The 10,046-nt window shown below is 47.7% G+C and carries 14 protein-coding genes; 3 read left to right on the forward strand and 11 right to left on the reverse strand.

The genetic code is table 11. From position 1 onward, the window contains the following. Nucleotides 1-502 (forward strand): nucleoside recognition domain-containing protein (locus LDL35_RS11725; RefSeq protein WP_304022604.1); only part of this gene is annotated, 502 nt, incomplete at its 5' end. A 48-nt stretch (nucleotides 503-550) separates the two neighbouring features. Here the strand turns inward: LDL35_RS11725 and LDL35_RS11730 are convergent. From LDL35_RS11730 to LDL35_RS11755, 6 genes are all read right to left on the reverse strand, one after another. Further along, the gene (locus LDL35_RS11730; protein WP_304022606.1) at nucleotides 551-1,492 is read right to left on the reverse strand and encodes a radical SAM protein; all 942 of its coding nucleotides are present in this window, start codon (nucleotides 1,490-1,492) and stop codon (nucleotides 551-553) included. A 30-nt stretch (nucleotides 1,493-1,522) separates the two neighbouring features. Beyond that, nucleotides 1,523-1,687, reverse strand: coding sequence for a hypothetical protein (locus tag LDL35_RS11735; RefSeq protein WP_304022607.1), 165 nt, complete (start codon nucleotides 1,685-1,687; stop codon nucleotides 1,523-1,525). Between the two features lie 236 nt (nucleotides 1,688-1,923). After that, the gene (locus LDL35_RS11740; protein ID WP_304022608.1) at nucleotides 1,924-2,172 is read right to left on the reverse strand and encodes a hypothetical protein; all 249 of its coding nucleotides are present in this window, start codon (nucleotides 2,170-2,172) and stop codon (nucleotides 1,924-1,926) included. Nucleotides 2,173-2,313: 141 nt separating this feature from the next. Then, complete coding sequence (locus LDL35_RS11745; protein WP_304022609.1) at nucleotides 2,314-2,592, reverse strand: DUF5320 domain-containing protein; 279 nt, start codon at nucleotides 2,590-2,592, stop codon at nucleotides 2,314-2,316. A 175-nt stretch (nucleotides 2,593-2,767) separates the two neighbouring features. Continuing rightward, complete coding sequence (locus LDL35_RS11750) at nucleotides 2,768-3,214, reverse strand: CGGC domain-containing protein (protein WP_304022610.1); 447 nt, start codon at nucleotides 3,212-3,214, stop codon at nucleotides 2,768-2,770. Nucleotides 3,215-3,277: 63 nt separating this feature from the next. After that, nucleotides 3,278-3,997, reverse strand: coding sequence for a tetratricopeptide repeat protein (locus tag LDL35_RS11755; RefSeq protein WP_304022611.1), 720 nt, complete (start codon nucleotides 3,995-3,997; stop codon nucleotides 3,278-3,280). Between the two features lie 116 nt (nucleotides 3,998-4,113). On the opposite strand from LDL35_RS11755, the gene LDL35_RS11760 reads away from it, so the two are divergent. Together LDL35_RS11760 and LDL35_RS11765 are read left to right on the forward strand one after the other, a co-directional pair. Continuing rightward, nucleotides 4,114-4,356, forward strand: coding sequence for a hypothetical protein (locus tag LDL35_RS11760; protein ID WP_304022612.1), 243 nt, complete (start codon nucleotides 4,114-4,116; stop codon nucleotides 4,354-4,356). Beyond that, a complete protein-coding gene (locus LDL35_RS11765; RefSeq protein WP_304022613.1) occupies nucleotides 4,353-4,763 on the forward strand; it encodes a type II toxin-antitoxin system VapC family toxin in 411 nt (136 codons plus the stop codon). Before LDL35_RS11760 ends, LDL35_RS11765 begins: the two co-directional genes overlap by 4 nt. A 75-nt stretch (nucleotides 4,764-4,838) precedes the next feature. On the opposite strand, the gene mcrA is transcribed toward LDL35_RS11765, so the two are convergent. The 5 genes from mcrA to mcrB are packed head-to-tail and all read right to left on the reverse strand — an operon-like array spanning nucleotide 4,839 to nucleotide 9,751. Continuing rightward, nucleotides 4,839-6,542 (reverse strand): coenzyme-B sulfoethylthiotransferase subunit alpha, encoded by a 1,704-nt coding sequence (gene mcrA / locus LDL35_RS11770; protein WP_304022614.1) that lies wholly within the window; start codon nucleotides 6,540-6,542, stop codon nucleotides 4,839-4,841. A gap of 13 nt (nucleotides 6,543-6,555) precedes the next feature. Next, nucleotides 6,556-7,314: a coenzyme-B sulfoethylthiotransferase subunit gamma gene (mcrG, locus tag LDL35_RS11775; RefSeq protein ID WP_304022615.1), complete on the reverse strand. Its 759-nt coding sequence runs from the start codon at nucleotides 7,312-7,314 to the stop codon at nucleotides 6,556-6,558. A 4-nt stretch (nucleotides 7,315-7,318) separates the two neighbouring features. After that, on the reverse strand, nucleotides 7,319-7,954 hold the full coding sequence (gene mcrC, locus LDL35_RS11780) for a methyl-coenzyme M reductase I operon protein C (protein ID WP_304022616.1): 636 nt from the start codon (nucleotides 7,952-7,954) through the stop codon (nucleotides 7,319-7,321). Further along, the gene (gene mcrD, locus LDL35_RS11785; RefSeq protein WP_011449109.1) at nucleotides 7,954-8,424 is read right to left on the reverse strand and encodes a methyl-coenzyme M reductase operon protein D; all 471 of its coding nucleotides are present in this window, start codon (nucleotides 8,422-8,424) and stop codon (nucleotides 7,954-7,956) included. Before mcrD ends, mcrC begins: the two co-directional genes overlap by 1 nt. Nucleotides 8,425-8,443: 19 nt before the next feature. Then, nucleotides 8,444-9,751, reverse strand: coding sequence for a coenzyme-B sulfoethylthiotransferase subunit beta (gene mcrB, locus LDL35_RS11790; RefSeq protein ID WP_304022617.1), 1,308 nt, complete (start codon nucleotides 9,749-9,751; stop codon nucleotides 8,444-8,446). Nucleotides 9,752-10,046 lie beyond the last annotated feature (295 nt).

Raw genomic sequence — 10,046 nt, forward strand, 5'->3', positions numbered from 1 at the left:
GATCCTCAGCAGAGTGATACATGGCGAGTGTCCGGAGATATTTCTTGAAATCCCGCCCTACCGGACCCCCCGGCTGAACATGGTCTTGAAAAAGACCTGGATGCGTCTTGTTGCGTTCATTGCGGAAGCGGTACCCTATCTGTTCCTGGGTGTCCTGCTGGTTAATATATTATATGCAACCGGATTTCTTGCCTGGCTCGGCACAGTGCTCGCTCCTCTCATTGTTGGCTGGCTTGGTCTGCCAAAGGAAGCATCCGGAGCTCTTCTGACCGGATTTTTACGAAAAGATCTGGCCATTGGTATGCTCCTTCCCCTGGAGATGTCCGCCCAGCAGATGGTTGTAGCGGTCACCACGCTGACGATGTACTTTCCTTGTGCCGGGGCCTTTGCAGTACTGTATCGTGAGCTTGGACTCATCGGAATGGTAAAATCGGTTATCATTATGGCAACCACCGCATTTTTCGTGGGTGGAATCATGCGGTTTATCTTGATTGGAGTATAATGAGGGAGAATAAGAAAATGGTGAAGGGATCTGATGGACGCATGTCTTTCAGGTTTCTGAGGAGATCCAATAAAAAATCCCCCTATTACCACTTTTTGCCTGTACAATCCCCTGCTGAACCATCAGGGCCAGTTTTTTTCTGACATCCGGTACCTGAAGACCGGTCATGTGTGCGATATCTTCAGCAGTACACGGACGACGCCGGAGTGTTTCATCTATCTGGGCAATACTATCATCCTGGGTAAGAATCGCTCCTGGTTCATCAAACCCGGTGATATCAACCGGTATCCCTCCTTCAGCAAAGAACTCCTGGATTCTCTTTAAATGCCGCGGGTCAGGTGAAGATACCCATGCTTCGGTCCCCGGCCGGTCAAGGTAATTGAGCTGGATCCGGTCAGGCCTGATGTGATATACCGCTGACCGGAGCGACCCGAGTTCATTTTCTGTGGTGTTCAGTCCGGGGATCAAAAATACCTCCAGCCAGATCTGCCCTGTATACTCATTCCTGAGACTTTGTAACCCCCGGATGATCCCGGTAACAGATAATCCCGGAACCGGCCGGTGAATTTTCTCGAAGATCTCCTGAGTGGTTGTTGTTATCGTCGGACTCACGAGATCAGCCTGGAGAAGGTCCCGCCGTACATCCGGGTCAGTGCAGAGACTTCCATTTGTCAGGACCGCTACCTTATATTGATCATAGTTTTGTTTCAGATGGGTCAATACAGGACCGAGGGAGAGCGAGAGGGTGGGTTCGCCTGATCCGGCGAACGTGATATAATCAAGTTTTGGGGATGAGGAGAGAATGGTATCCACCTGGTGTATGATCTCATCGGTTCGGAAAAACTCTCTTCGCTGTGATGTGAGATCTGTTGTTGCTCCGCATTCGCAGTACACGCAGTTATATGAACATGTCTTAAAGGGGATGAGATCAATTCCTAGAGATCGTCCAAGTCGTCGTGAGATAACCGGCCCGAAAATGTGGTGAGTCATAGTTTCAATGGGATACCTGAATAATCGAATTCACTGGGTTTCTCTCAATGGAATGATATTCAATCCATCTATCTTTTTGAAGTCTTTCGTATTATCTTTCAGTATTCCATCAGCATTGCCTAATGCCTGAATGCCAATGATTGCATCATTTATTCGAAGTTCCTTATCACAACTGGTAAATATGGCTTTATTCATTATTTCATAAGAAATGGGAAGATATGTGATGTATTTTGAGGATAAGATTGCTTATGTTCTTTGCATCGCTTCTTCTTTACCCAGCATACGGGTTAGGATGTGGTACGTCTCAGAAATTATGATAGTATTCAAAAAAGTATTATCAGAAGCAATCATTTCCTCGATAATGGCAAGACTCTCTTTCTGCTCAGGCATTGTTGCATTATTTGCGAAAATGAGTATATTAGAGTCAATAATTACCTGCAATCTGACCAGAACTCATTTTTCATTGCTTCAATGTCACTTCGGGTGAATTTTTCTTTTGAATTTGCAGGTTCCCGTATGGATTTCAGGAACGGATCCTCATCGGATTCCCGGTGAATGACTATTGTATCATTATCCATCACCTGTAGAGATACTTTTTCAAATGGTCTAAAGAGCACTTTCTCATTTATCGCGTTAAGAGAAATTTTGAGATCCTGATCTATCTGAATTACTGTATTCATAAGGCATCTTTTCTGGTTTACCTAGATATAAGTTATCAATTTAGTATCATAATGGATGTACTGAAAGAATACTTTTCTCAAAAATAAAAACCTGATCAGGATATGTAAGGATCTATAGAGATCCCACCGCTGTAACAGATTTTACCAGAAACAGCGTCCCCTTCTTCCTCGAGAGCCTCCATATGCACAGCCTCTTCCCCCGCCATAGGGTATTCCTCCACGACCTCGTCCGTATACGGGTGTCTGACCCTGAACAGGTGGCTGAAATATGGGTACATTTTCGCTGGTAACTCCTGTCTGGTTTTCTCCGGAAGATGTAGTTTGAGCCTGTTCCGGCTGGTATACAGTGCGGCAGTATCCAAATCCTCTTCCGGTCATGGGACCCCTTCCAATGGGTCCGGTTCCATCAAATCGTGGCATAGGTATACTCCTGGTACGATGTATCGTACCATTATTACTCATATGAGTAAAAATACATAAAAGTATCTCAAAACGTTCGTTCCATGCACCATCCTCTACCGGGATATTCGGCTTAAAATGGGCATTCTCTGAATTTAATAAGAAAAAAAAGATATGGAAATAAAAGATCTTGAGTTTAATTGTAATCTGCCCTGGTTTTTTCATCACCAAGAGTAGGGGCCAGCATGTCTTTCCATGATTCAGAATCCCATGTCCCAAGATTAGTATGTGTCTCATAGTAACTTGTTGGAATGGGATGTGTGCCGATCACCACTTCGATTCCATATTTTTCCGTGATGAAGGATGAGAAATATTTTATGCGTGGACATGGGGGGTATCCTATGATCATTCCCGTGGCCAGGTGAATTATCTCAGCACCGTTCTTTTTCATCTCTGCCGGAGCATATTCAATATTCCCGCCCGGACATCCATTACAGGTGGCAAATCCAACCAGTTCAATCTCCATTCCCTTATACCTGCTGAAGGCTCCTTCACGGTTGTGCAGGGACCTCAGGCATTTGCCTCCGGCACATGTTCTGTACCGATCACAGATAATTATCCCGATTTTTTTGGCTTTACTCATAGAATCTCCCATTCCTTCTCAGTATTCTATTAGAGTTTGGAAAACCAGAGCGAAAAAAGTTGGTTATACTCCGGAAACCACCGGAGGAATGTATGCTGACATCGGTACCGGGTTTTGAATAATACTTCTTTGGTTCAGCTCTTCAAGGAGACGGGATATCTCACCTAGTTCATCCGGATGGGACACTCCTGCCTTCTCATACTGCTCAATTGCAGTTTCAAGGGCTGCTTTAGCTTCCGCAAACCGGTTTAAGCTATAGAGAACTCTTCCCTTTCCTGCATATGAAGCCCAGTTTGATGACGCCCCTTTTGCATACGAGATGGCTTTCGTGTAGGCATCAAGTGCTGAAAGGAATCTTTTCTGGCTTTCAAGAGCTATCCCAAGGCCATACCATGCATCGGACGAATCAGGTTTTAGAGCGGTTGCAGCCTGAAAAGCCGTAAACGCAGCACGATAATTTCCTCCCTCGAGAGCAGCAAGCCCCTCTGATATATGAGTATCATATGCATCAGAACCAATTACCGGGGTCGGGGTCGGGGTGACTCCCCGGTCAAGTACCGTACTCATCAGGTTTTGATCAATTTGGGCAAGCAGCCAGTTTGGGGCACTAAAGAGTGAACCATGGGACCATCCGGGTTCGTAGGGAATCATCCCTGATGGTACAAGTTCTGGATCAAACGAATACCCGTTGTAGTACGTTTTGTTGACATCCGCACCAGAAGGGATTCCCAGTATAATCAATGTTATAGCCAGGACGAAGAGTATTGATGTGAGATGAGACATAGATAATTGATCTCATATGGGAAATAAATAGTTTGTCCTATGAACACAATTATCATCAGACGCTATAATGGGTATGTTCCAATGTCTCAAATATCAGAAAAACAAATTTACCTTATATGGAAGTAATCATCAGGGAAAATGGTGATCTAACCATCCCTCATACAATATTTGCCAATACGAATTTCAAGCCCGGCCAAAAAGTAATCATTACCATTGAATCTGGAAAAATTATAATTTCTCCAGATAAAGGAGAAATATTAGAAAGATTTAAGCAACTTTCTAAAAACAATTATATTACTCATATTGATTCGGATGAGATCCATGAGCAGATGATTCTCGAGAAATTTAAAACAATATGAAATATATTGACTCAAATTTTTTTATTTATGCTACAGCAAGTGATACTCCTGAAGGTCACTGGTGCAGAAAAATCCTTGGTCATATAATGGAGGGTGAATTCATTGCATGTACCTCCACTCTAACCTGGGACGAAATTGTCTACGTGCTGATGAAAAAGATAAACCGTGAGATCGCTCTTGAATGTTCAGAATATTTTCTCTCACTACCAAATGTACATTATATTGATGTCAGCCCTGAAATTCTGAAATCAGCACATTTTATTATGACCCAATACGCAATAAAACCAAGAGATGCGATACACGCAGCCTGGATGTCACATCAGGGTATTGACACGATGATCACGGAAGATACCCATTTTGATCGGATTCCATCAGTAAAACGAGTATGGATAAACGATATCCCATGATACAGACCTGAAGGTCTCTACTCTTAAACCTTCTTACAAACAGCAGCGAAAAAAAGAAAAAATATTTTTTCCCGTTTAACGGGCTGGCATGAGAAGAGTACGCTCTCCGCAGGCTACGAACTCGCGGATTGCACCCTTTGCGAACTCCTTCCGTGGCTCGGCAAAGTCGAACGGCAGGGATGGGTCTGCGAAGGTGATCTTGATCAGTGGGGACAGACAGAAACCATCGTTTCTGGTGTAGTGGGAAGATGCAACAATTGCTGCGTATTCTCCCTGGTGACCCACGTTCATTGCGTAGTTCGGGTAGTTTGGACCACGGTATTCACCGATACAACCCTCGTCAGGTCTGACAGAGAGTGAGTTGGTTGAACCACACTGGTCCTGCAGGTCGTATCCGAAGAATCCGAGACGTGACCAGCCTTCCTTGTGCATGAGCATGGAAAGGTACCATCCGTTCAGACCAGCGTTGGAGTTTGCAGTTGCAACACCGACAGACAGACCGGATGCTGCTGCGATAACTCCTGCACGCTGGGAACCACCGAAGTGGTCTTCCATCATGGTTGGGAACTGTTCGTACTGCTCCATTGCATTGAGGGTGACCTCTCCGGCAATGTCGTTCACGACGTCCTGGGTTGGCTTGACCTTGTCCTTCGGGCTTGGGTTCTTCCAGTCGACTTTGTACTTGTCCTTGATGTAGTCCATACCGTAGTAGGTGAACTCATCGAGGATGTTGTCGGTGTATGCTGCAGTTGCATACTGGGTAAATCCGACACCACCAGACATGTAGGATCCGAGCCAGATCTGGTCGAAGAGCATGGTTCCTGCACCGACAACCTCAAGGGATGCCCGTGCCGGGTCGTTCGGGTACTTCCGGTTTGTCTGGACCATGTCAGCAAAGTGACCGAACATGATTCCACCTGGTTCATTCGGGCCACGGGCACGACGGGCCGGGAGGTGGCTTGCCATCTGGATAACACCAGCGTGCTTTGCTGCAAAGGAAAGATCAGCGACTGCTGCTTCTCCGGCACACATGCGGTATGCGGTAATGAAGGACATACCGATCTGCATGGCTGACCACCGGGAGGTAGTTCCACCATCACAGGTACGTGAGACGATGGTCGGGATGTGAATTGCCTGCCAGAGTGACTTGCCAACAGCCTCATTCAGATGCTCTGCCTGCTTTGCCGGGAAGAGCTTGTTGACGTCAAGAACGAACTGCTTCTCGATCTGGTCTGCAAGTTCGGAGTCTCCGGTAAAGACCTTTACATAACAGTCATCGACGACACTTGGGTGGGTCTCAACCATGTGTTCCTGAACGACTGCACCACCAGGCATTGCGTGGTTAAGGATGTGAAGGTACTCGTTGATGGTCTCCGGGGTGATTTCCTTGCCAAGACGCTTCTGCAGGGTCTGGTGTGCAAGGTCCATGTTGACGATGATGGTACGACGGATATCATCCCACATCTGCTGCATTGCCGGGTTGTTGACAAAGTGCAGGTCGTCACCCTCTACAAAGGTTCCGGTTCCGGAGACTTCGTAGGTCATGAGCTGACGCTGACCCATTGGCAGACCACCAAGGTGGCACCGGTTCGGGTCGTACATGGAGATTCCACGGCGAAGTTCTACCTTCTTGGATGCCTCCATGAACTCTTTCTTTCTTGGGGACTGGTTCAGACCACCAAAGTTGTAAAAACCAGTCTTGGTATCTGCGACGTCTCCCTCGAATTTGGTCTTCAGTGCTTTGAGGAAAAGTTTCTGTGCTCTCTCAATTTTTGCCATATTTAGTACCTCCTTACTCCACCGGCATGAAACCGTACTTTGTTCTCAGGGAGTGAATACGCTGGATATATTCGATGTACTCAGCGTCGCTCCGGTAAGAGGTACCAACGAGTGAGTGGAACATCGTAGTGTTTGCCTTCAGCCAGGCATCGTCCATTGGCTTTCCTACATCGACCTTCTTGTCGAGCGGGGTACCAATCTGGTCCTTTACGTACTTGACTGTGCCGCCCTCGAGGATACACCGCTGCAGCATGTCAAACATCATACCGTCTTCTGCAAGACGGAGGGAGTGACCATGTACGGTTGCACCACGGATACCGACACGGGCCGGGTCGAAGAGGTTGGTGTTAATCAGGTCTGCAGAGATTTTTTCAAGGTCACGCTCACGGCACTCGACGATCTGACGGCCGGACAGAGTTCCCGGGTCGATACCACGGTAGCGGTAACATTCGGTGTATGTTCTCTGGTATGGCTGAGATGGTGCATTGAACATGGAGTCAGCGAACTGGATGTACCGGACACGGTCTCCAGCCTTTGCTCCGTCGGTCGGGGTGACAATCTTTCTGATCGGACAGTCCGGCTCGCCCTGTTCTGCGAGTGGCGGGTGTGCAGTCGGGTATGCCTGACCTGGTGCACGGTGACCAAGGATGAGAACGATGTCTTCATCGGTAACATTACGGATTTTTTCGAGCTTTACATTTGGGTTCATCTGCTTGCGCCGGTTCTCGGCTACAATAGACTGGCCCGGACCATACTGTGGAGTATATGCCATATCTTTATCTCTCCAAATCTGAAGTTTTCATAAGTTTCATGACTTCGTGAATGACTTCGCTGATCTTCTCACGTGACGGGGTCTGACCCCTCGTGACACCACTGACAATCGCCATAACTGTCCCTTTTGTCCGGACATTCTCTTCAGCTGGCATCACAAACGCCGTTTTTACCCCTTCCCTTGCAAAATCCTCGTAATCAACAGGAGCCTGACAGACCACAACCGCCGGAATATCACAGTCCTTTAAGATAGACCTGACCTTATGGACGATATGTGATCTGACATTTCCATGGTGCAGAACCGCAACTTTATGGCGGTTAACCTGGATTATTTCCTTCTCATTCAGGCCGAAATATGCTCCCAGCACATGACCGGCACTCTTGGGGGCATCAGGGGGAATCCCGGAGCCCGCGTTGAGAATCATGGTGCTGATACTATATTCAACCCCCTGTGCCCGCAGGGCAGACGTGATATCACAGACCGGCTTTGTGACATGCCGGCGACCGGGGGACATCCCTACGATGATGACGTCAGGATATCGGCATTCGGAGATCGTCCCCCGTTGGGCAAGGGCCCCTCCTTTTCCCATACCCGCACTTTCGCGGCAGTCAACAACCTGTGTTACCCGTCCGATTGGCATTATTTATGTCCCTGGATGAGTGTCGGTCCGGTTTTATTTTTGGGATCGACCAGACCTAACATGATTTCGTTTGCATTCGGGCCGTACTTCGCATAGTCAACCTGGGTCGGGGTTGATCTCATGAATTTTCCTTCCTTGACCGAGTATGAAAAATTCGTGAAGACTTCCTTACAGGCTTCCTCTACCTGCGACACAATATCCCGTGTTTCCAGTTCGAGAAGGAATGTTCCCACCTGCACCCTGAGGTCAACATCCGTTACCCCGACCCGGATTGTTGCCTTTCCGGAATGGGGGTTATCCAGGCCCCGTGCGGGGCCATAGGGGACTTTCTGGGGTATACTCGGGCCGTTAATGACGATCCTTCGGATCCCGGGTATGACCGCCAGTTTATTGAGGATTTTCTCAACAGTTTCAGGTTTTAAGAGGCGCTCGGTGACGATCCTGCATTGCGGGAATTCAGCATCAGCCATTGTGCGAAACCTTGGGGATTTATGCTCCCTGAGCGATGTGCTGAATCGGCTGGGCAAACTCTGGGATCTTACCAAAGGTGTCCTGGTAGACTTTAGAGGTGCTCTCCGGGCTGAACATCTGGGTTCCTGCATCAAGAGCACAGGCAGCGACGATACAGGGGAGACCAACACCGGCTGCATGACGGGTAACGACGTGGTTACCGTTGAAGATACCTGGACCTCCACCACCGTAGATTGAGTGGCTGAAGAATGAGAATCCGACTGCTACACCCATGACACGACCATAGTCACAACCTGGAAGTCCGGTCTCGTGCTCAATGAGGTCGTTGAAGTAGAGCAGGGTTGAGGATACTGCCTGGGCAAACCGGCCGGCACCACAGTTTACCATGGTTGCTGCCATAGTTCCGGCTGCAGTGTAGGCGTTCCAGAGCATTGGGTCCTTGGTCTCGTAGAAGGTGTATCCGGATGGTCCCTTCTTTCCTGGGGTGATGACCTTGTCTTCGATTGCTCTCTCGACAAGTGACTGGACAACGGTACCGATGGTTCCGGTTGCGCCATTCTTCTTCACGAGGTCATAGACCAGGTTGTTCGCGTTCAGACCCTGGTAGGCGTAGAGAAGGAGCTGTGCACGCTCGAATGGTCCGATTGCGGCTCCCATCTCGAACTCTCCTGCCTGTTCAAAGGTTGCGGAGAGTGCTGCACCCTGCATTGCATTCTTGTTGGTGATCATGACACAGTGGTTTGCCTGGATGTTCCTGAGAGCATATCCAAGACCTTCATTGTTCTGTGGAATGGACAGAATGGATGCACAAGCTGAGCCTGACGGGTCCATAGTCTGTGGGTAGGTACCCCAGAATGCTGCCTTGACAGTTGAACCGTTGAACATGTCGACGTTGAACTGGTCAATGACTGCATAGGTTGCTGCTGCTGAAACAGCGGTCATTGCTGCATCGTAGGTTGCTGCTGCATCGATACGTGCAGTTGGGACGGTACAAAGCAGGAGCTTACCGCCACCGAATTCCTTGATCTCGGTGTCATCGCCCTCAGTGACCTGGAGCATCTTGAACATCTTCTCCTTGATTGCACCTGCATTGGCAACAAGGTCAAGGTTGAGTTCACGTCCTGGGATCTGGTTCTTTCCGGCCTTTCCGGTCTTAAGAAATGCCTCTGCTCCACCAAGGTTCACTGCAACAGTTCTCTTGGTAAGGCTGATCATCTTCTTGATGCCGGCGTTTGTCAGCGGGCTTACTTTATCTAAGGCAACACCGCTTTTCAGCAGCTTGCCCTGATCGTCATAGAGATCGATTGTGTCGGAAAATTTTGCCATATGGTTCCTCCGATGTTCCTTAAAACCTGTACGATTTTGTCACTGTATACTGGAAGGAAATCTGTTACTGATAGACTGTAATCACTCGTACACGTCCCCTTTACGGGACTGATGATATGTCTGAAGATGTAGATATAAATCTAACGGTTTGATTCTCGGAGAAACTTTATATTCTCTGTTAAGTTTTCATTAATTAATTGAATTAATTTTATATGCATCTGCTTTTTTATGATGATCAATATTACAAAAAATAACTTTTTTAACTACCTAATTGTACTTCGAAATTTTTTTGTGC

This window comes from Methanospirillum hungatei, assembly GCF_020216685.1.
Lineage (GTDB): Archaea > Halobacteriota > Methanomicrobia > Methanomicrobiales > Methanospirillaceae > Methanospirillum > Methanospirillum hungatei_B.